Source organism: Listeria farberi (assembly GCF_014229295.1).
GTDB classification, from domain to species: domain Bacteria; phylum Bacillota; class Bacilli; order Lactobacillales; family Listeriaceae; genus Listeria; species Listeria farberi.
On record NZ_JAARZL010000009.1, the window covers coordinates 12,763 to 32,334 of the forward strand.

Below are 19,572 nucleotides of genomic sequence, written 5' to 3' on the forward strand. Positions count from 1 at the left end.
TTTATCACTCCTTTATCACCGCTTGTATATAAACAGAAGGGTCAACAAGAGGGTCAACCGCCTGTTCAATAAACGGATAAATTGCGTTACTAAACACACCATAACCAATTGAAATCGTAAGAAGAATAACTACTGGTACGAGCATTTTTTTATAGGGGATTTGTAAATTAAACACGCCTTTTTTCTCGCCCCAAAAGCCTCTCGTAAAGACTTTGATTAAAGACATGAGGACGAATAAACTGGATAATAAAATGATGATACCTCCAACTATTTGACCAGCAGAGAAAGCACCTTCGACTATCAAAAGTTTTCCTATAAATCCGCTAAGAGGTGGAATTCCTGAAAGACCTAATGTAGCAATAAAGAAAATCCAACCAAGCGAAGGCTTCACGCTCATTAATCCGCTGAATTTTTTTACACTAGAGTATCCTGTAATTGCCATTACAATTCCAACAATGAGGAAGAGGACGGCTTTGATAATCATATCGTGAATCAAGTAAAACACTGCACCAGTCATCGATTCGCGTGTCATAATCGAAACACTAAATAGTATGACACCAATCGCAATCATAATGTTGTAAATCACAATCGTTTTCATATCATAGTAACTAATGGCCCCAATAACACCAAGAATAATTGTCACAATCGCGAGTATTCCAAGTAGCGGAACCACAAAATCTGTTAACGAACTGAAAAATAGTGTGTACGTCCGAATAATCGCATAAACTCCAACCTTTGTAAGAAGTCCCCCGAACAAAGCAAGTACCGGAATAGGTGGAGCAAAATATGAACCGGGAAGCCAAAAGTAAAGCGGGAATAGACCTGCTTTCAGTCCAAATACAAATAAGAACAGAACAGCGACAACGCTAATCATTCCAGTATTCGCACCATTTAAGTCCGTAATTTTTTGCGAAATATCCGCCATGTTAAGCGTTCCAATCATCGAATAAAGTAGCGCAATTGCCACAACGAAAAATCCAGAACCGACCACATTAATCAGTAAGTATTTTATCGTTGCTTTTAATTGAACTTGTGTCCCACCAATAACCAGTAGCACATAAGACGCCATCAACATAACTTCGAAAAACACAAACATATTAAAAATATCACCAGTTAAAAATGAACCATTAACCCCGACAATCATAAAAAGAATCGCTGGATAATAAAGAAATTTCTCACGTGGTTTTCCTATCGTATAAAAAGAATAAAGAATCACGCAGAATAACACTATACTCGTTGTTGCCGTAAGCAAGACGGCAAGCATATCGCCAACCATCGTAATCCCAAAAGGAGCCGCCCAGTTACCAATGTTCACAGTTGTAATACCATTTTCATGAATATAAAATACAAGTCCAAGTGTTGCCACAACTAAGATGCCACTAAAAATAAGGGCAAATATCCGTTGGACGACGACTCGTTTTGGAAGTAGCATTAGCGTAATTGCGCCAAGGAATGGAATCAATATCGGCATTAAAATTAAATTATTCATCATCGGCTTCATGTCCTCTCGTCTTGGATACACTCTCGCTATCAAGCTCCTGATACGCTCTATAAGCAAGAACAAGGAAAAAGGCAGTTACACCAAAGCTTATAACAATCGCAGTCAAAATAAGTGCTTGTGGAAGCGGATCATTGTATGTTCCAGCTCCCGGTGTACCAAGAATTGGCACACGGCCTTTTTTAAGGCCTCCCATCGTAAGTACAAGCAAATTGACGCCGTGACTTAAAACGGCTGTTCCAATGATAATCCGTAGCAAACTTTTAGAGAGAATTAAGTAGACCGCAGCTGCAAAAATCAAGCCAATTAATATAGACATTAATAGTTCCATTAGTCACTCTCCCCAATCGTTTGAATTATCGTAAGTGTTACACCGACAACAACTAAGTAAACACCAAGGTCAAACAATGTCGCCGTGTGTAATGCAGTATCTCCTAAAATAGGCAAATCAACATGACCAAATTTATGTGTTAAGAAAGGATCGCCCGTGAAAATCCCAATCATTCCTGTACCTAAAGCAAAAACAAGACCAATCCCAGTAAGCATAATCGTATTGATATTAAGCATACTAGCCACGGTTTTTGTATCATAAGCAAGTAATGTTAATGTAATTGCACCTGCTGTTGTAAGCCCGGCCACAAAACCGCCACCAGGATTATAATGTCCTGCAAAGAATAAATGGAGTGAGAATAAGAAAATAATGAAAGCTACTACTTTCGTTACATTTCTCAGTAGAACGTCATTCGTTTTCATCATGCTCACCTCGTTTCGTCAGTCGTAATTTAATCATCGCGTAAATACCAATCGCCGCAATAGATAGTACGGCTGTTTCGAACATCGTATCAAAACCACGAAAATCAACTAAGATAACATTAACAATATTTCGTCCTGCCGCTTCCACGTATGCATTATCGACATAGTATTTCGAAATCGAATCATAAAAAGTTGTATTATACGCTGAAAGGGAAACCAGTGTGATAATCACACCAACCCCGATACTTAAAAAGGTTTTCATTGATAACCATTTCGGCTTTTCCTCAATATTACTAAACTGAGGAAGGTGATAGAATACAAGTAGATAAAGCACAACTGAAATAGTTTCAATAATAAGCTGCGTCAAAGCAAGGTCAGGAGCTCTTGAAATAACAAAGAAAATACTAATTGTGTATCCCATTGCTCCCAGTAAAATAATTGAAGTAATCCGCGACTTGGAAAAGACAATCCCAACCAACGTCACTAAAATAACCGCCGCTAAAACAAAATCAACAACCGTCACTTTCGTCATACTCGAAAAATTGAAATCAAGCGCTTTTGTAAAAATCATGACCGAAGCCATCATTAAAATAAAAGCGGATAACATGTAATTCAAGTAAGTCCTAAGCCAACCAGTCATAATAAACATCGTCATTCGGTAGGAACCTTGTTCTAAATAATACATCCCATTATCATACGTTTTTCCAATTCGAAGTGCTTTTGGAACCCGAGTAGTAATCCAAGGTTTCCAATATTTATGTGTAAGGAACAACCCGATACCAACAGCAACAACGCCGAACGTCATTAGTAAAGCGGGTGTAAAGCCATGCCACAAACCAATATGAATCGAAAAATCAGTAGTAAGCCCTGGAACAATTGCTCTTACAGCAGGCTCCAAAATCGGCTCTGCAATTATATTAGGAAACAGTCCAATTCCAACCACAAAAATGGATAAAATAATCGGAGGTAAAAGGAGTCCAAACGGAGCTTCATGTGGTTTTTTCGGCAGTAAGTAAGGTTTTACTTTTCCAGTAAATGTTTTGAAGAAAATAATCATGCTATAAACAAACGTAAATACACTCGCAACCCAAGCTACAACAGGAAAAAGAACACCCCAAGTACTTGCATCAAACAATTGTAACTGCGTAATATTTACCATACTTTCAAAAAACATTTCTTTACTTAAAAATCCATTAAACGGTGGAATCCCGGCCATCGCGAATGTTCCAATAAACGCTATCGTCGCTGTAATAGGCATAATTCGCATTAAACCGCCAAGTCGTCTAATATCGCGCGTGCCAGTTTCGTGGTCGACAATCCCAACCATCATAAATAAGCTACCTTTAAATGTCGCATGATTAAATAAGTGGAACACGGCCGCTACAATCGCCATCACATAAATATCATCACTTAGCGTGTCAAAGTGAAGCGAGGCCGCTCCCACACCGAGAAGTGACATAATAAGTCCAAGTTGACTAATTGTCGAGTAAGCCAAAATCGCTTTTAAATCGTTTTTCTTTGTGGCATTTAGTGAACCCCAGAAAAGCGTCGTAATCCCAACGAGTGATACCGTCCAAAACCAGACACCCGAACTTGCGAATAGAGGCGTAAAGCGAGCTACAATATAAATCCCTGCTTTGACCATCGTAGCAGAGTGGAGATAGGCACTAACCGGAGTAGGTGCTTCCATTGCGTCAGGTAGCCAAATATGAAATGGGACTTGCGCAGATTTCGTAAATGCCCCGAGCAACACAAGAATCATCGCGGGAATGAATAAACTATTATTACTAATCACATCCGCGTTACTAATAATCTCGCGAATGGAGAAAGAATCGCTCATAATATGAAGCAAAATAAATCCGCCGAGCATCATTAATCCACCGAAGACTGTAATCATCATCGATTTACGAGCGCCATACCGTGAACGCTCACGATGATACCAGTACCCAATCAATAAAAATGAACTAATCGAAGTTAATTCCCAGAAAAGATAAAGCACAATCAAGTTATCACTCAAGACAACCCCAAGCATTGCCGTCATAAAAATAAATAAAAATGTATAGAAATTGCTAAGTCGTTCTTTCTTTTTCCCTAAATAATAAATAGAGTAAAATGTAACGAGTGAACCAATTCCAGTAATAAGTAGTGCAAATAGTAAACTAAGCCCATCTACTACTACTGTAAAATTAATCCCAAGTCGCGGGATCCAAGGCATGGAAACAATCGTTGCCCCGTCCATCGTTTTGGGAATAAATGTTAAGAAGTAAATAAACAAAATCACTGGAATCGGAAGTACTAACCAGCCAGTATGAACTTGTTTCGTCCACCTGTAAATAAGTGGGATTAAGAGTGCCACAATAAATGGCAGAACAATTGCTAGATGAAGAAATGACAATATCGGCTCCTCCTCGAAGAATTTTTATACGGAAACTCATCCTGGAAATGTGAAATAAGAACAGGAAATCATTACTTTTTTAAGCAAGTACTTACATTTAATGAAACATAGTTATAACGAAAATTTTAGAAAATCGTGCTAACTCATCAAATTTCAACAACCTTACTATTCACGAAGTACCGAAATAAACGCCGTACTTTTTATATTTTTTATTATAACATACTTTTTTATCTGAAAAAAAGGCAGGAAACTTAACTTTATAAATCAATTTACGTAAATTAAAAAACAATTAAATAGGAAGAACAACAAAAACAAACCTAAGAAAAAATCTTAGGTTTGTAAAGATTAATCGACGTTCACATGCCGTTTTCGGTCGGAGTGAAGCGCATAAAGTAAAATGAAAAATGCTACGAGGAACATAAAACTCATAAATAAGAAAACACTTGGAATCCCAGTAAAACCAGCAAGTGTTCCACCAAGAATAGGTCCAATAACATTTCCTAAGAAGCGAGCACTCTGATTATATCCAAGCATTTCTCCTTGCATAACTCCGGGCGCCGCAAGCCGAATATAAGCTGTCGTACATGGCACCATTCCACCAATTGCAATACCGAATAAAAAGCGGAAGAAGATAAAGACCCAAAGATTCGTCGCGAATGCTTGCGGAATAACGAAAACCGCTGCCATGATCAATAGGATATTTAAAATTTTCTCATATCCATATTTATCACCAAGCTGTCCCCATTTTCGCGTCATCACCAAGTTCCCGAACCCCGTTGCAGAAAACGCTAATCCAGATAAAAACGCAATATTATCCGATTTTGTCATATCTCCTACATACAGTGCGAGAAGCGGTTGTACACTAAAATTCGCTATTTGAATAAGAGCAGTAATAACCATCACAGTGAAAAGTACTCGGAGCGTAAAAATTTGTTTTAACACTGCACGACGAGAATAGACTACTTTGGCAGCTTCTTTTTGTTCGTCTGTTCGAATTTCCTTTACACCAAAAGCAACAAGTAGGGCCGCTACCATCATTGCAATCCCAGTAATGGTAAAAGTGTCTTTAAAACCAAATAAATCCGCCATCGCACCACCAATCAGTGGGCCAAACAGCATGCCAGTCACACCTCCAAGTTGCAATGTGCCGAGAATTTTTCCGGCTTCATTACGAGGAGTTTGCCTTGCAATAAAGGCATTACTTACACCAATAAAACCAGTTACAATCCCCATGAAAATTCGTAAAATCAGCAAGTAAGTGACAGAATGCGCAAATCCCATCAGAAAAATACAAATCGATAAACCAACCGATGTCAGAATCAAAATCCCTTTATAACCGTGCTTATCACCAATTCGACCCCAGATCGGCGAAAAGATAAAGGCAACTAAAAATGTTACGCCAAAAATATAACCAGCCCACCTTTGCACGTAAGCATTGCTATAATCACCAAATGTTTCAATATAAAGAGATAAAAAAGGCATAATCATTGTCATACTGGCCGACATCAATAAGTTTGCCAGCATTAAGATGTATAAATTCCGTGTTCGAGTTGTCATAAAAAAATCATCTCTATTCGTATTATTGTTAAAACTGTCCTTTTCATTATAGAATAAAAGATAGTGAATGAAAAATAAAGTGAAGGATGTGCCTTTTTGGTTAAAAAAATTGTCATTTGGGTTTCAGCTGTTATACTAGTACTGTATCTGATTGCTGTCGTTGTTAATTTACTTATTATTTGGCTACGTTAGTAAACAATAAATTCAAACAAAAGAAGGAGTTTTTACAATATGACTTACCCACAATTATCAAAAGAAGTGGCACCTAATGAAATCGAAGCAGAAATGATTACAAACCGAGGAACTATCCGCATCAAATTGTTCCCTGAAATCGCTCCAAAAACAGTAGAAAATTTTGTTACACATTCCAAAAACGGCTACTATGATGGTCTTATTTTCCACCGTGTTATTCCTGAATTCATGATCCAAGGTGGAGATCCAGATGGCCGCGGTACTGGTGGCGAAAGTATTTGGGGCGAATCTTTTGAAGATGAATTCTCTACAGAAGCTTTCAACCTACGCGGAGCTCTATCAATGGCAAACGCTGGTCCAAACACAAACGGCAGCCAATTCTTCATCGTTCAAAAACCAGATATGCCTGCTGATATGCTTGGCCAAATGGAACAAGCTGGCTTCCCAGTAGAAATTATCGAAGCTTACAAACAAGGTGGAACCCCGTGGTTAGACGGCCGCCACACAGTTTTCGGTCATGTAATCGAAGGCATGGACGTAGTAGACGAAATCGCCAACCTACCAACTGGCATGCAAGACAAACCAGTGAATGATGTTGTGATTGAGAAGATTAATATTAAATAATGAATGAAGAGCACTTTCTATTTTGGAAAGTGCTCTTTTCAGAAAGTGGAAGAATAAATACAGATAGGAGTCGTGAAAAACATAGAAATTTCATCTCCAATAAAAATTAACAATCAACTAGTATACGGCAGAGATAAAATATGGCTCACCAGCTTGCACCAAAAAAACAACCAACTCACGCTATCCATAGAAGTTGACCTTGAAGAAAAAAGCACACTCCTAAATATGATTTTTAACGGACTTATTTTCTACTCATCCACCGAACTCGACACCTACGAAAAAAGCAAATGGAGTACGAGTTGGTTAACAAGTCAGAGTAATTTTGAAATAATCGAGCATTCTGATTTAATCCATGAACGAGTGAAAATAAGAAGTGATTATAACGTTCAAGATTTTAAGCATTACCGCGTTAGTACTTATGATTATATTATTGACGTAATTGCCAAAGACTATCAATTAAAAGAAGTGACTAAATAACAAAAAACAAGTTTCTCATCGATAAGGATGAAAAACTTGTTTTTTTTAGACTAAGACTTCTGAAAAGAATTCATTGTATAGTGCGCGAACGGCCGTATCTTCTTGTTCTTCCTTCACACCAAACATAATGCTCACCTCAGAGGAACCTTGATTAATCATTTCAATATTCACTTTCGCGTCGGATAAAGCTTTCGAAGCACGCGAAGTTATTCCAACATTATGGCGCATAGCTTCACCAACGACCATAATCAGGGAGATACCATGTTGCATAATTACTTGGTCAGCATTTAATTCTTCTTTTAACCGCGTCATAATCGTCCGCTCTGTATCCTCACCAAACTGATTTTCACGAATAATAATCGTTAAATCATCAATCCCAGACGGCATATGTTCGTAATTTAACCCAGCATCTTCTAAAATTTGCAATACTTTCCGTCCAAAGCCAATTTCCCGGTTCATCAAATATTTACTAATATAAATACTGCAAAAGCCATCATCACTAGCAATACCAACGACAGGACCATTATTATTTTCGCGTTCATGAACGACACGTGTACCACAAGAATCAGGATTGTTTGTGTTTTTAATATGCACAGGAATACCAGCATGGAACGCCGGAATCAGCGCTTCATCATGAAAAACAGAGAAGCCAGCATATGAAAGCTCACGCATTTCCCGGTAAGTCAGTTCAAGAACTTTCTTCGGATTTTTCACAATAGCGGGATTGACCGCATACACTGCATCAACATCAGTAAAGTTTTCGTATAACTCCGCTTGAGCCCCGTTTGCGACAATCGCTCCAGTAATATCAGAGCCACTTCTAGAAAACGTGCTAATTTCACCGTCTTTCGTATAACCGAAAAATCCCGGAAAAACAATGATACCTTCTCGCTCTCGAAGCGCAAATAAACGGTCATAAGACTCAGGAAGAACTTGAGCACTAGCATGTTCATCCGTCACAAATAACCCGGCATCTTTTGGATTAACATAGTTGGCGTTTAAGCCTTTGAATTTAAAATAAGCAGCGATTAATTTCGCATTATTGTCTTCTCCACTAGCCTTCATTCGATCTAAAAATTTATCAGGATCGCTTTTATCAGACGAAATAGTCTTTTGTAAGTCAGCGCGAATTTGTGTGATAATCGCGTCATCCATTCCTGTATCAAGGGCAATGCCAGCATATCTCGCAATGACAGCCTCAAATAGTTCGCTTGTATCTTCGCCGAGAAGTGCCTTTGCCGCGCAATCAATAAGTAGGTCAGTCACTTTTGTATCTTCCTTGAAACGTTTACCTGGTGCAGAAACAACAACGATTTTCCTATCAGGATCCTCCGCTACAAGTTGGAAAACCTTATTTAATTGGATCCCCGATGCTAAAGAGCTTCCGCCAAATTTAATTACTTTCATGCAACACACTCCTGATCTGAATTTTTTATCTCCCGAAAGTGTTGTTTTTGGATGATGCAAAATTTTCTGAGCTTTCGGATAAAGTTATTGTCTATTATCGCTCTTTTTACGTGAAATCGCAATGGTTTTTCGTATTTTTAATTATTTTCTCTCGGGTCCAGTAGTTTACTTGTTTAAAATGGTGAAGGTAGTTATAATAAGAGTGTACAAAAAAAGCAGCCTTAATCTGAAAGGAAAGATTACGATGAAAAATATTGTTTTAGTATGTGCGGCAGGGATGTCAACAAGCCTTTTAGTAACAAAAATGCGTAAAGCAGCTGAAGATCGTGGAGAAACTTGTGAAATCGAAGCATACTCCATTGCTGAAGTAAGTAACTTAATTGATGATGCAGATGTAGTACTTTTAGGACCACAAGTGCGTTATCAGAAAAAAACAGTGGATGAATTAGCTGCTGGGAAAATTCCAGTAGATGTTATCGACATGGCAGCTTATGGTACAATGAACGGTGAAAAAGTACTAGGCCAAGCATTAGATTTAATTGATGGGTTCCAAAAATAAACAGTAAAAAAACCTGTGTGGCAGTTAGGCCACGCAGGTTTTTTAGCTTTCTTGGGTAAGTATTCCGTCTTCCATACGATACACATGGTTGACTAAATCTAGCATACGCTCATCATGTGTTACCATAATCGCAGTCCGACTCGTTTGCACAACCTCGTTTCGGATGAGCTCGACAACTTCACGACTTCTTTCTGTGTCAAGACTTGCAGTTGGTTCATCGGCTAAAATAACGGAAGGTTGGTTGATCAGAGCTCGCGCAATAGCGACACGTTGCTTTTGCCCGCCAGATAAATCTTTTGGATAGAAATTCGCGCGATCGCTAATTCCAAGTTGGCTTAGAAGGGAAGCAGTATCTTTTTCCAATTCCGCCGCACTTTTCCCAGCCATTTTTCCAATAAAGCTTATTTGGTCCTTGACGTGTAAATAAGGAACCAAGTGAGCTGCTTGGAAAATAAAGCCAATTTCTTCTAAACGAAGAGCCGTTTGTTCTTTAGAAGATAAGTTTCCGACAGATTTTCCGTTTATGGAGATCGTTCCGCCAGTTGGTGTTAATAGCGCTCCGGCAAGAGAAAGTAGCGTACTTTTCCCAGAACCACTTGGACCAACGATGGCAATCAATTCTCCTTTTTTCGCTTCGAAATTTGTTTCCTTCAGTGCATGAATAATTGAAGGGCCAGAAGGATAGTCTTTGTATACATTTTCAAAAGATAATAGAGTTTCCATTATTCATCACCTCCTCGAATAGCATCTAATGCGTCTACTTTAGCGATTCGTCTAAGTGATAGAAGTGCGCCAAATAGGGCAACTAGGAAGAACAAGCCACTATAAAGCGCGATAGTCATTGGGCTCAATCTAAACGGCATAGCTGCTGGCATAATGCTTGGTAAAATTAGCGTTACACCGACACTAATTAAAATACTAATAATCGAAATAATCACCACTTGAGTAATAATGCTCTTAACTAAGTAACTCGTTTTCGTTCCAAGTGCTTTCAAAATACCAAATTGCGTTGTTTTTTGAAGCGTCATGACATAGAAGAATGCTGTTAAAATAAATCCACCAATAATGATTAGGAAGAAAATCATCATGTTAAGCGTCATTTGTTCCGCGGAATAACCTGGAATTTGATTTAAAAACCCTTTATGATCAATCGTCGTTAAATCTTTATCTGAAAGAGTCACACCTTTATCTGGATTATCTGTTTTAATCGCAATCGTACTTGTTTGCGGGATTTTTTGGTGATATAAAACAGGGTTGATCTCTTGCCAAGTTGCGATATTAATATAAACAACTGGAGCATGGCTGTACTTTTGATTTTCCGTAAAGCCGACAACCGTTAATTCTCGATTTAAAATATCATCCATTAAAACATCGCCAATTTTGATTCCGTCTGATTTCAAAGAAGAATCGACGACGATTTCGTCAGGCTTTGTCACTTGTATGTTAGCTCCATCAGAAATTTTTGGAGCGAGAAAGCTATCTGGTTGAATACCGAAAAGTGCTACACTAAACTTTTTATCGTCACTTTCCCGTTTTAATGTTTGCATAGATTGTCCTAGAACCGCAGCGTCTTTCACGTTCGCATCTTTTTTCACATCAGCGAGTTTGGATTCTGGGAACTGAGATCTAGATAATTTGTCTTGGGCGTCTTTGCTGAGAACATAATATGGAACCCCGTTATCTGCGACAGATGAAGCATTATCATAAGCAAGCCCATTTGCCAGCCCAGATAAAATAAGTGATAGTAACATAATTAAGACCATGATGCCTGTTACTAAAATATAGCGCAACTTAGAATAAACTAATTCACGAAGCCCTAAAAACATCGGTTATACCAACCCCTTTAAATTTATGTAAACGGAAAATGAACACTATTTCACTTTCCACAGAATAGTATACCAAAGCTATATTCAATTTCCTAAAAAAAGAAACCAAACTAATTTAGTTTGGTTAGCAATAATTTAGAGTGAACTGAAAGAAAGTTCATAAATTAAAAATAATAGTAAGAGGCATTAAATCGATTTATTCAAGTTAACTACTCATTGCAAATCATATAAAATTAATAAAGCTTTCTCTATTCTTAAAATTATTTTTTTAGATATTTCTCTCCATTTTTTTTGGTGTGTATTTTCTTTTATAAATGAGAGTAAGAATGATCTGTAGCCACTTAAATAATTTTTTAAATATTCTTCACTAAAATATCGGGTGTTTTTTTTTCTTGAAGAATGAAGGTAGGTATGATTATTTATAGATATTAATAAATCTTTTGTTTGTTTTTGTTTATTTTGCTCAATAATAAAAAGAATTCTTTTTAGTTCTTTTAATTTATTCATACTTAATTTAACTTCATTAGAAACCACATAACCATTTAAACAAAGTTCTTTTTTACTGAGCTTAGTTTTAGATTTATTTAGTTTTAAATTAAAATCAAATAAGATTATTTCAAATGCTTTTATTGTGCGGTTAGAATAGATGTTTTTTTTGAAATAAGAAGAGAAAATCATATCATCTGCGTACCTACTATATTTGATGTTTAATTTGTCACAATATTTTTTAATCCTTAAGTCAGCAATAAAAAAATAATAATTAGAAAGAAACGGTGAAGTTTTAAATCCTTGAGGTATTTTATTGTTATAAGTTAATGCAGCATAAAGGAGTTCTTTGACTATAGGTTGGTTAGCTGTGACTTGTTCAAATTGAGCTACTAAATTGGTTAGCAGTTTTTCAGCTTCTAAAGATGTGAAAAAGTTTTGTATATCTAATTTTAAAAAGTAAGTTTCATCATTGCCAGTAGTATGCATATCTAAAAATTTATAGTAAGATTTATGTTTTTGGAATCCAAAAACATATTCAGGAAAGTGGTTTATAGACGAAAAAAATTTTAATAAGATGGTTTGAACATAATAGAGAGTTGTATCTTTATCAACTTCAACTACTTGCCTTTCTTTTCCTTTTTTAGACAAATTATATGTGCATACATTATTTAATTTTTCACTTTTGATTACTTTCACTAAATCTTCAATAGATATTTCTAGTCTATCCTTAATGTGTTCGTGAATGCTAAGCATATTTTTCTCCTAAATAAAAAAGTGATGAGTACCTTCTGAAAGCCTCGCGAAGCGCACCTTAGGCGGATAAACTAAGCCTAGCTTTATTGTATTTATTTTTCCGATAGATTGACTCGGGATTTGAAAAGGTGTCAATCTTGTCAAACCATATATGAGTTCTTTACGGGCTAATTTATTAAATGGAGTTCAATAAATTAAACTTCTACTCATCACTTATTTTTTCTTTCACTAAGTTAATTATAGCATAAATTTCGGGAAAGTCTTGTTTAAATCTTTGAATCTTAAGCTTGTTATTTTTGTCATTTTGAAATTTTTTTAAACCTAGTACTCTTTCTTCGTAAAAGTTCAAAAATGATGTAATCCATCCAGTATTTTTATCAATTGCATTATCAACAATAAACCCATACTTACTAGAAGTTTTATCTTTATAGTTTATTAAAGTATCTAATTTACCCTTAAATAAAATCCTTAAGATGACGGTTTTTTCAAATTTTGATGCCTTTGTTAACAATTTATCTAATTTGTAATTTGGGGAAAAATTCTTTCGCCAAAGATTAAATGTTCGATAATTAGAATTATTGATAATACTTCCTTCAATAGTATTTTCTGTTAATAGCAAGTTATATTGTGAACAAAATTGGCGAATCATAACTATAGAAGCTGGATTTTCGGAAATAATTTGTAGCTCACCACTAGTTTCAATAGATTTATCAACATCTTTTAAAATTTTATTTCGTAAAGCTAATTTCGTTTTTGAGTCTTTTTTTGAATAGGAATATTTTAATCTATTTTCAATATCTTTTGCATATGAATAAGCAGAATTAGTACTATTAAATTTCAATGGGGAATACCATAAACTCTTAAGTTCGATTTTTTGTTTATCTATATCAATATTCTTAAAGGTAAGAACTTTATCCATATCATTAAGTATTAAATATGGGATTTTAGGAGTAATAGAATGAAAAAGTTTTAAAATATGGTCGTTTGATGCAGTGTTAATAACTTCTACTCTTTTTAAGAAAGGAAATAATTTAATCAATGTTTTATGATTAAATAATTCTAGCTCAGAAATCCCTTCTACAAATAAAACTAAATCGGAGAAATAGCAGCTAGCTTCACGCTCAGTGACAATTAGTTGATATTTTTTTTCTGCCTGTTTTACTATTTTTGTCAGTCTGGTATATTTATTATTTAACTGAATTTTATACAACTCTCCTCTACCTTTAATAATTGCTGCAACAAGTCTTGGAGAGTGTGAAAAAATGATGAATTTAACGTTTTTTGAGTATAAAACCAACTTTTCCATCAATTGATCTATCATTTGAGGATGTAAACCTAATTCAGGTTCATCCAAAAAGACAGTTACTTCTTTTAATCTCTTATTAGAAATTTCATGTGCAATATAGCACAAAAATAATATATAACTTTGAGAATTAGTACCATCAGAAAAGTAATCTAATTTCTCATTATGATTTAAAAATTTTTTCCCCCCTAATTGTAATTGTAACAAGGAAATTACTTGGTTTTTTTTACTATCAGATTGTATTGCAAATTTATTTGTCTCTAAAAAATTTCTGAAAAGCTGTTCATATTCAGTAAAACGTTTAAAATCTTTATTGTTTATTTTGTTTGATAATCTTTCAATAATATTATTTACATCTTTTGCATTAATTAAATCGCCTACGATTTGCCATAATGTATCCCAATTAGTTAAATCAACGGATCTTGTATCGCAAAAGTAGATAGGATGCGAATTATATATAATATATCGTTCTTCATAATTGATATTCCACTTAATAGGGTTATTTTTTTTTTGAACCATTGTTACTATTTTAGTACTATTATCAAATTCGGTCATAGAAAGCGCTTTTTGCAAATAATTTGTAGGGGCGTAATTCTGAATCTTAGAAAGATCATATTCAATGGAAATTTCTATCGTATTTCTAAAGGGATTAATAGTATCAAAATTGTTATTACTATTTTCAATATTGATTAGATTATTATAAAAGTACCTTATTGCATTTTGAATTGTAGTTTTTCCTACGCCGTTTTTCCCAACTAAAGCATTTAATTCAGAAATATTTATTTTTAGGTAGTCTATAGATTTAAAGTTTTTTATTTCGATAGATGTTATTGACATTTGCGTGCACCTTTCATAAATAATTAATGGTTTTCAACATCGACGTTAAATATTAGTTCTTTTTTAAGCCTTGAATCAGGAGTTTCACGGCTTTTTCTAAAGTTTCTTTTGGACAGGCAATATTAAAACGGACAAAACCTTTACCAGAATGTCCAAATCCAGATCCCATTTGGACACCAACACCAGCTTCAATTAAATCGGCGTAAATCGTTTTTTCGTCTTTAGGAAGCGCACGGCAATCAAGCCACATCAAGTAAGTTGCCTCTAAGTCCGTTACGCCAACTTCTGGTACTTCTTTTTCGAGTTCAGCTTTTACATATTCATAATTACTATAAATATATTCTTTCAGTTCTTTTAACCAAGGAGCGCCATCCCGGTAGGCTGCTTCTGTACCAACAATCCCAAAAACATTAAGCCCGTTCGTTGTAGCATATTTTTGCTCCGCGGCGAATTTTGCTTGGTAGTCTTTATTCGTAATAATATAGTAGGAAGCTTTAATAGCAGCTAAATTAAACGTTTTTGTAGCGGCCATCAAAGTGATAATTTGATCTTTATAAAATGGCGCAGCAACCATCATTGGTACATGTTTATGGTTTTTCATTACTAAATCAGCGTGAATTTCATCTGAAACAATCGGAATTTGGTATTTTTCACACAGATGAGCAAGTTCCACTAGTTCTTCTGTCGTGAAACAACGGCCACCAGGGTTTTGCGGATTACATAGAAGGAATAATTTTACCTTTTCTTCTTTCATCCGTTTTTCTAAATCAGTAAAATCAATTCGATATTGGTGGTTCTCATATATAAGTGGTGACATAACTACTTTTCGTTCTGTAGCTTTGGTTACGTTGAAAAAAGGCGGGTAAATCGGCGAAACCATTAGAACAGAATCACCTTCACTTGTTAACGAACGAATTGCTAGCGAAATAGTTGGAACAACAGCCCCGTTGAAAAACAAAGTACTCGGATCGATGTCGAACTGGTGTTGTTCTTTGTTCCAATCAATAACAGCTTCGACAAGTGCCGCTGATTTTGTTGAATAACCAAAAATTCCGTGATCGATTTGACGCTTGAATGCATCAAGTACAGGCTGCGGCGCACGAAAATCCATATCCGCTACCCACATTGGAATAATATCTTTTCTGCCAAATAATTCTTCTGCCCCATCCCACTTTTCTGAATTAGTTCCAATACGTGGAATGACTTCATCAAATTGACTCAATTATGTCACGCTCCTTCTCTTTCATTCGTCTCAATTATAGCATAAATCCTCCCTTAAAAGCTCACCATAGAAGGATTTAGAATAATTGTTAAAGTTTCGTCTAAGTGTTATAATTTATAAAATATTGTAAGGTTGAAAGTAGGTGGAATGAGGATGAGTACATTCAAGGTGGGAGAAGTAGTTTCTGGGAAAATTGCCGGAATCCAAAGTTACGGTGCATTTGTAGCACTAGATAATTCTACACAAGGTTTAGTTCATATTTCAGAAATCACACATGGTTTTGTCAAAGATATCCATGATTTTCTTGAAGTTGGCCAAGAGGTGAAAGTGAAAATACTAGACATTGATGAAGAAAAAAACAAAATCAGTCTTTCTATTAGAGCCACTGAAGAAACGCCAAAAGAACAACCAGCTAAGAGAAAAGCTGTATCATCTGGTGAAAATGATGAAGGGTTCAACACATTACGAGATAAATTAGAAGAATGGATTAATAAAGCAGATAAATAAAAATCTCCATCAGCTTGGTATCATGCCCTATTTAGAGTAAATTACTAGGCTGATAAATTTAATTGACTAAAATTTTAGAAAAAGGGAATAGTTAGTAGTAATTTTCAATTTATTCAATTGTATAAAATAGTCAAAAAGGGGGATTTTCGTGAAAAGATCTATTCATGTGCAAGCATTTGTATACAATGAAAAGAAAGACGAAATATTAATAGTTCGAAACCGTAATTTAGCCTGGGCCTTTCCAGGAGGACATGTCGAAACAGATCAAACGTTGGAAGAAGCGCTCGCAAGTAAAGTAAAAGAACAGACAAATATCGATATAGAAATAGAGTCTATTTTGCACTGCAAAGAGAGACGCGCTACTTGGGAACATGTTTGTACATTTATTTTTCGAGCAAAACCAGTGGGTGAGATGGTGGCTCTTTCAAACGACGACAATGTCTTTCGAGTAAAATGGATACCGATTCCGCTTGCTGACGATTTATTAGCCATAGACCAATTATCTTTAAATGAACTAGTTAGAAGCGAGGGAGTCTTATATGAAAACTATACCTGATTTTTCAAAAAGGCTTAAATTTCACATGGTCTATCCTTGCTAAAAAGCATTGATTGATATAAAGTTAATAAAGAAACTTTTTTAAAATTTGGAGGGAAAACAATGACACATATTAAATTTGATTATTCCAAAGCGCTCCGTTTTTTTGAAGAACGCGAACTTGATTATCTTGAACCAGCAGTAAAAGCAGCTCATGATTCTTTACATAACGGTACAGGTGCTGGTAATGATGCACTTGGTTGGATTAACCTACCAACAGATTACGACAAAGAAGAATTTGCTCGTATCAAAAAAGCAACAGAAAAAATCCACAGCGACTCCGACGTATTAATCGTTATCGGTATCGGTGGTTCTTACCTCGGGGCACGTGCTGCAATCGAAACTTTGAATCATTCCTTCTATAATGTACTTGAAAAAGGTACGCGTAAAACACCTCAAGTATTCTTTGCAGGAAATAGCATTAGTTCTTCCTACTTACATGACTTAATTGAAGTAGTTGGCGACCGTGATTTCTCTGTTAACGTTATTTCTAAATCCGGAACAACTACAGAACCAGCAATTGCTTTCCGTGTTTTCAAAGAACTTTTAATCAAAAAATACGGCGAAGAAGGCGCGAAAAAACGCATTTACGCTACAACTGATAAAGCAAAAGGCGCGCTAAAAACATTAGCTGACAACGAAGGCTATGAAACTTTTGTTGTACCAGACGATGTTGGCGGACGTTTTTCTGTTTTAACTGCAGTAGGTTTACTTCCAATCGCAGTGAGCGGTGTAGATATTGATGCACTTATGAACGGAGCGGCAGCAGCAAGCAAAGATTTCGACAAACCAGAACTTAAAAATAACATTGCATACCAATATGCAGCAGCTCGTAATGTCCTTTACCGTAAAGGCAAAGTAACTGAACTTCTAATCAGCTACGAACCAGGTTTACAATATTTCAACGAATGGTGGAAACAATTATTCGGCGAAAGTGAAGGTAAAGATAAAAAAGGAATTTACCCATCGAGCGCTAACTTCTCTACAGATTTACATTCCATCGGTCAATATATCCAAGATGGCCGTCGTAACCTTTTTGAAACAGTTATCAAAGTGGACAAACCACGCCACAATTTAACTATCAATAAAGAAGAAGTAGATTTAGATGGCTTAAATTACCTTGCTGGCGAAACAGTTGATTTCGTTAACACAAAAGCATTCGAAGGAACGCTTTTAGCACATACAGACGGCGAAGTTCCAAACTTTGTTGTAGAAGTACCAGAACTAGATGCTTATACTTTCGGCTACCTAGTATACTTCTTTGAAAAAGCTGTAGCTATCAGTGGTTACCTAAATGGCGTAAATCCATTTGACCAACCTGGAGTAGAAGCATATAAAGCCAACATGTTCGCATTACTTGGCAAACCAGGCTTCGAAGATAAAAAAGCAGAACTAGAAAAACGCTTAAACGATTAATTTTCATTTCCAAACCTTGGAGCCAATTGCTCCAAGGTTTTTTGATTGTTTGCGATTTTTTTCTATTGGAGTTACCATATAGTTAAACAAAAGGAGGGGAAGAAGTGCTATCTATCGAACGAAAGCGAGCCATCGTCCAATATGTTAAAAGTCGTAAAATAGCAACCGTTAGTGAACTAGCTAAACATTTCGAAGTTCATGAAGCAACCATTCGCCGCGATTTAACCTCTTTAGAAAAAGACAAAAAACTAAAAAGAACCCACGGCGGAGTTATGATAGAAGAAAAAGTAGTTTCTGAACCTAACTGGAAAAAACGAAGCGAAGTACGCTACGAAGAAAAACAACGCATCGCCACTTTAGCAGCGACAATGGTCAAAGACGGGGATACAATCATACTAGATGCCGGAACAACAACTGGACATATCGCAACAGCATTAAAAGACCGCTCCAAATTAACCGTGATAACAAATGATATTAATGTAGCTTCCATAATGCGCTTTTCCCCGTCCAAAGTAATCGTGACAGGTGGAGTCATCTATCCGGAAACATTCATCCTTAACGGTATGATAACGAGTGGAACTTTACAAAGTATTCATGTGCATAAAGCCTTCGTAACCACACCAGCTCTTGATATTGATAAGGGGTTAATGCACTATGATGAATATCTAATCCCAGCCAAACAACAAATGCTCCACTCAGCTGATGAAGTCATTCTAGTAACCGATCACACCAAGTTCGGCCGCATTTCTTTATACAAATACGCAGCCTTAGATGAAATATCCTCTATCATCACTGGAAAAGAAATAGATCCAGTCTTGAAAGAACAATTTGAAGAAAAAGGAATGCAAATTTATACAACCTAATGTCTTCTAGGATTGACTATAAAACATAGTTCTAACATCAATTTATACACTAAATTAATCTTTTTTCATCTTTATTTAAAAAACTTTGTAAAAAGTATTGACGAAAGGCAAAAATCTTGGTATATTTATAAACGTTGCTGATACGGACAAACGCTTTAGCAGCAAAAGAAATTGACCTTTGAAAACTGAACAAAGAAGAAGACGAAAAGCAATGAGACGTAAAGTCTCACTGGTAATCGCAGGGCAGAAAACAGAAAGCTGTTTTCAACAAAAACAAACTAGTAATTTAATTGCTAGCG

General features: G+C 35.9%; 18 protein-coding genes. 7 read left to right on the plus strand and 11 right to left on the minus strand.

The window, feature by feature from the left end:
- Positions 1-4: 4 nt before the first annotated feature.
- The 5 genes from HCB38_RS14870 to HCB38_RS14890 form a co-directional block, all read right to left on the minus strand.
- On the minus strand, positions 5-1,489 hold the full coding sequence (locus HCB38_RS14870) for a Na+/H+ antiporter subunit D (protein ID WP_185638956.1): 1,485 nt from the start codon (positions 1,487-1,489) through the stop codon (positions 5-7).
- Positions 1,482-1,829, minus strand: coding sequence for a Na(+)/H(+) antiporter subunit C (locus tag HCB38_RS14875; RefSeq protein ID WP_003722406.1), 348 nt, complete (start codon positions 1,827-1,829; stop codon positions 1,482-1,484). The genes HCB38_RS14870 and HCB38_RS14875 overlap by 8 nt, the downstream gene beginning before the upstream one ends.
- Complete coding sequence (locus tag HCB38_RS14880) at positions 1,829-2,254, minus strand: Na(+)/H(+) antiporter subunit B (RefSeq protein WP_077951619.1); 426 nt, start codon at positions 2,252-2,254, stop codon at positions 1,829-1,831. Before HCB38_RS14880 ends, HCB38_RS14875 begins: the two co-directional genes overlap by 1 nt.
- Positions 2,238-4,646 carry a Na+/H+ antiporter subunit A gene (locus HCB38_RS14885; RefSeq protein WP_185638946.1) on the minus strand — a complete coding sequence of 803 codons (2,409 nt, stop codon included), beginning with the start codon at positions 4,644-4,646 and terminating at the stop codon, positions 2,238-2,240. Before HCB38_RS14885 ends, HCB38_RS14880 begins: the two co-directional genes overlap by 17 nt.
- Before the next feature lie 345 nt (positions 4,647-4,991).
- Positions 4,992-6,203 carry a lmo2377 family MFS transporter gene (locus tag HCB38_RS14890; RefSeq protein WP_185320062.1) on the minus strand — a complete coding sequence of 404 codons (1,212 nt, stop codon included), beginning with the start codon at positions 6,201-6,203 and terminating at the stop codon, positions 4,992-4,994.
- A gap of 231 nt (positions 6,204-6,434) precedes the next feature.
- On the opposite strand from HCB38_RS14890, the gene HCB38_RS14895 reads away from it, so the two are divergent.
- Together HCB38_RS14895 and HCB38_RS14900 are read left to right on the plus strand one after the other, a co-directional pair.
- Positions 6,435-7,019, plus strand: a complete 585-nt coding sequence (locus HCB38_RS14895) for a peptidylprolyl isomerase (protein WP_003726864.1) — start codon at positions 6,435-6,437, stop codon at positions 7,017-7,019.
- Between the two features lie 81 nt (positions 7,020-7,100).
- Positions 7,101-7,496 carry a hypothetical protein gene (locus HCB38_RS14900; protein ID WP_185638957.1) on the plus strand — a complete coding sequence of 132 codons (396 nt, stop codon included), beginning with the start codon at positions 7,101-7,103 and terminating at the stop codon, positions 7,494-7,496.
- A 45-nt stretch (positions 7,497-7,541) separates the two neighbouring features.
- Here the strand turns inward: HCB38_RS14900 and HCB38_RS14905 are convergent, their stop codons facing one another.
- Positions 7,542-8,903, minus strand: a complete 1,362-nt coding sequence (locus HCB38_RS14905; protein ID WP_185638948.1) for an aspartate kinase — start codon at positions 8,901-8,903, stop codon at positions 7,542-7,544.
- Between the two features lie 244 nt (positions 8,904-9,147).
- Between HCB38_RS14905 and HCB38_RS14910 the strand changes: the two genes are divergently transcribed.
- Positions 9,148-9,462 (plus strand): PTS sugar transporter subunit IIB, encoded by a 315-nt coding sequence (locus HCB38_RS14910; RefSeq protein WP_003763736.1) that lies wholly within the window; start codon positions 9,148-9,150, stop codon positions 9,460-9,462.
- Between the two features lie 42 nt (positions 9,463-9,504).
- On the opposite strand, the gene HCB38_RS14915 is transcribed toward HCB38_RS14910, so the two are convergent.
- The 5 genes from HCB38_RS14915 to HCB38_RS14935 form a co-directional block, all read right to left on the minus strand.
- Positions 9,505-10,185 (minus strand): ABC transporter ATP-binding protein, encoded by a 681-nt coding sequence (locus tag HCB38_RS14915; protein WP_003763734.1) that lies wholly within the window; start codon positions 10,183-10,185, stop codon positions 9,505-9,507.
- The gene (locus HCB38_RS14920) at positions 10,185-11,288 is read right to left on the minus strand and encodes an ABC transporter permease (RefSeq protein WP_185320059.1); all 1,104 of its coding nucleotides are present in this window, start codon (positions 11,286-11,288) and stop codon (positions 10,185-10,187) included. Before HCB38_RS14920 ends, HCB38_RS14915 begins: the two co-directional genes overlap by 1 nt.
- Positions 11,289-11,501: 213 nt before the next feature.
- A complete protein-coding gene (locus HCB38_RS14925; RefSeq protein WP_185638950.1) occupies positions 11,502-12,530 on the minus strand; it encodes a reverse transcriptase domain-containing protein in 1,029 nt (342 codons plus the stop codon).
- Between the two features lie 202 nt (positions 12,531-12,732).
- On the minus strand, positions 12,733-14,670 hold the full coding sequence (locus HCB38_RS14930; protein WP_185638952.1) for a retron Eco8 family effector endonuclease: 1,938 nt from the start codon (positions 14,668-14,670) through the stop codon (positions 12,733-12,735).
- 52 nt (positions 14,671-14,722) lie between these two features.
- Entirely contained in the window at positions 14,723-15,892 is a 1,170-nt protein-coding gene (locus tag HCB38_RS14935) for a MalY/PatB family protein (protein ID WP_185638954.1), read from the minus strand.
- A gap of 153 nt (positions 15,893-16,045) precedes the next feature.
- On the opposite strand from HCB38_RS14935, the gene yugI reads away from it, so the two are divergent.
- The 4 genes from yugI (at position 16,046) to HCB38_RS14955 (ending at position 19,273) form a co-directional block, all read left to right on the plus strand.
- Complete coding sequence (gene yugI, locus HCB38_RS14940; RefSeq protein ID WP_185320057.1) at positions 16,046-16,399, plus strand: S1 domain-containing post-transcriptional regulator GSP13; 354 nt, start codon at positions 16,046-16,048, stop codon at positions 16,397-16,399.
- 148 nt (positions 16,400-16,547) lie between these two features.
- Complete coding sequence (locus tag HCB38_RS14945) at positions 16,548-16,955, plus strand: NUDIX hydrolase (protein WP_185608186.1); 408 nt, start codon at positions 16,548-16,550, stop codon at positions 16,953-16,955.
- A gap of 102 nt (positions 16,956-17,057) precedes the next feature.
- Positions 17,058-18,410: a glucose-6-phosphate isomerase gene (locus HCB38_RS14950; RefSeq protein ID WP_185320055.1), complete on the plus strand. Its 1,353-nt coding sequence runs from the start codon at positions 17,058-17,060 to the stop codon at positions 18,408-18,410.
- 104 nt (positions 18,411-18,514) lie between these two features.
- Positions 18,515-19,273 carry a DeoR/GlpR family DNA-binding transcription regulator gene (locus tag HCB38_RS14955; protein WP_003722392.1) on the plus strand — a complete coding sequence of 253 codons (759 nt, stop codon included), beginning with the start codon at positions 18,515-18,517 and terminating at the stop codon, positions 19,271-19,273.
- Positions 19,274-19,572: the final 299 nt, after the last annotated feature.

Excerpts from the sequence above, each read along its gene's own strand:
- HCB38_RS14950 (WP_185320055.1), top strand. The coding sequence starts at position 17,058 with ATGACACATATTAAATTTGATTATTCCAAAGCGCTCCGTTTTTTTGAA.
- HCB38_RS14915 (WP_003763734.1), bottom strand. The coding sequence starts at position 10,185 with ATGGAAACTCTATTATCTTTTGAAAATGTATACAAAGACTATCCTTCT.
- yugI (WP_185320057.1), top strand. The coding sequence starts at position 16,046 with ATGAGTACATTCAAGGTGGGAGAAGTAGTTTCTGGGAAAATTGCCGGA.
- HCB38_RS14925 (WP_185638950.1), bottom strand. The coding sequence starts at position 12,530 with ATGCTTAGCATTCACGAACACATTAAGGATAGACTAGAAATATCTATT.
- HCB38_RS14895 (WP_003726864.1), top strand. The coding sequence starts at position 6,435 with ATGACTTACCCACAATTATCAAAAGAAGTGGCACCTAATGAAATCGAA.
- HCB38_RS14875 (WP_003722406.1), bottom strand. The coding sequence starts at position 1,829 with ATGGAACTATTAATGTCTATATTAATTGGCTTGATTTTTGCAGCTGCG.
- HCB38_RS14920 (WP_185320059.1), bottom strand. The coding sequence starts at position 11,288 with ATGTTTTTAGGGCTTCGTGAATTAGTTTATTCTAAGTTGCGCTATATT.
- HCB38_RS14870 (WP_185638956.1), bottom strand. The coding sequence starts at position 1,489 with ATGAATAATTTAATTTTAATGCCGATATTGATTCCATTCCTTGGCGCA.
- HCB38_RS14890 (WP_185320062.1), bottom strand. The coding sequence starts at position 6,203 with ATGACAACTCGAACACGGAATTTATACATCTTAATGCTGGCAAACTTA.
- HCB38_RS14930 (WP_185638952.1), bottom strand. The coding sequence starts at position 14,670 with ATGTCAATAACATCTATCGAAATAAAAAACTTTAAATCTATAGACTAC.
- HCB38_RS14905 (WP_185638948.1), bottom strand. The coding sequence starts at position 8,903 with ATGAAAGTAATTAAATTTGGCGGAAGCTCTTTAGCATCGGGGATCCAA.
- HCB38_RS14880 (WP_077951619.1), bottom strand. The coding sequence starts at position 2,254 with ATGATGAAAACGAATGACGTTCTACTGAGAAATGTAACGAAAGTAGTA.
- HCB38_RS14910 (WP_003763736.1), top strand. The coding sequence starts at position 9,148 with ATGAAAAATATTGTTTTAGTATGTGCGGCAGGGATGTCAACAAGCCTT.